Origin of the sequence: Aurantiacibacter luteus, from assembly GCF_001010945.1 — a bacterium.
Taxonomy (GTDB): Bacteria; Pseudomonadota; Alphaproteobacteria; order Sphingomonadales; family Sphingomonadaceae; genus Alteraurantiacibacter; species Alteraurantiacibacter luteus.
Window position 1 is genome coordinate 1 of sequence record NZ_LBHB01000014.1, and the last position, 521, is coordinate 521.

The following is a 521-nucleotide window of genomic DNA, read 5'->3' on the forward strand; positions in this document are numbered from 1 at the left end:
GTTAATCCTGATAGTGTATTTATTTCACAGATTACTCATGCTGAGATTGTTTATGGCCTAGAAAAAGGTGGGAATATTCCCAAGCATATTGATCGTGTAAACTCTTTTTTAGAAACCTTAAGTATTTTAGATTGGGATGATCAGTGCGCTCATGCTTACGGCAAGGTTCGTAATGAATTACGTCTACAGGGTGTCACTGTACAGTCAATGGATTTGATGATTGGTGCTCATGCACTTGGTCATCATCTTATTTTAGTCAGCAATGATCATATTTTTGATCATTTCAAACAATTTGGACTAGTTTTAGAAAACTGGCAAATTTAGTGATAAAGGCATGAATTACTATTCTGAGGATCCCTTCTAGGTAATGTTACCTAGGAGGAACAATGAAAAGACTGAAACATCAGTACAAGCAATCAATACAGAGTACACGCCATGACTACTTTTGGAAAATTTATCCTAATGTCAGAAGCTCTGTATTTAAGAAATTTAGCACTCATCAAGAGCGTAGCTTTTATTTT

Annotated in this window: 1 protein-coding gene; it reads left to right on the forward strand. The window is 35.3% G+C overall.

The window, feature by feature from the left end; all coding sequences use genetic code 11:
• A partial coding sequence (locus tag AAW00_RS14755) for a PIN domain-containing protein (protein WP_156170108.1) occupies positions 1-324 on the forward strand: 324 nt, incomplete at its 5' end.
• Between the last annotated feature and the right edge of the window lie 197 nt (positions 325-521).